The organism is Massilia sp. 01N417, assembly GCF_056399645.1.
The window spans coordinates 1-682 of record NZ_JBFTRS010000059.1 but is presented as its reverse complement, the minus strand read 5'-3'; the positions used below and the strand labels follow the sequence as shown (position 1 = coordinate 682).

Sequence of the window (682 nt, the reverse complement as noted above, 5' to 3'; positions counted from 1 at the left end):
GGCGAAGGGTTTGCAACTGATGCCAGTATGATCAAGGCTGACGCCCAGCGTCAACGTTCGTGTTCGGGCGAAGCCGGTATCGATTGGGGTAATCCAGAGCAGGCAAGTCGACCAGTGCGAGAGTATTTGGCGGCTCTGGAACAAGCCAATCCAGTGCCACCGCCGCCGAAAAGAATTTCCCTGACTGATCCGGCTGCAACCTGGACTGCCGCTGCAGGACCGGCTCTTTTTGCCTACTCAACGAATTACCTGATCGATCTGAAAGCAGGAGTCATCGTCGATGTCGAAGCGTCGGCAGTGACCAAAACAGCTGAAGTCGAAGCTACCAAGACGATGATCAATCGGGTTGAAAAGAAATTCGCCTTGAAGCCGCAGCGCCTGGTAGGTGACACGAACTACGGTGTCGCTGCAATGCTGGGATGGCTGGTCGACAAAAAAGGGATCGCTCCGCACGTTCCGGTATGGGACAAATCCGAACATCACGACGGCACCTTCAGCCGTAGCGACTTCATCTTTGATGCTGAAAACAACCGATATGTTTGCCCTGCCGGCAAGCACCTGAAACCGGCTCAGCGCAGCCAGCAGAAAAATCCGTTTCGCTATCGCGCCAGCCTATACGACTGCAAGGTTTGCCCGCTAAAGCCGCAGTGCTGTCCCAACATGATCATTCGTAAAATCGACC

General features: G+C 54.5%; 1 protein-coding gene. It reads left to right on the top strand.

Annotated elements, in window-relative coordinates; genetic code table 11:
* Positions 1-27 precede the first annotated feature (27 nt).
* A partial coding sequence (locus AC1DOQ_RS26910; RefSeq protein ID WP_477371437.1) for a transposase occupies positions 28-682 on the top strand: 655 nt, incomplete at its 3' end.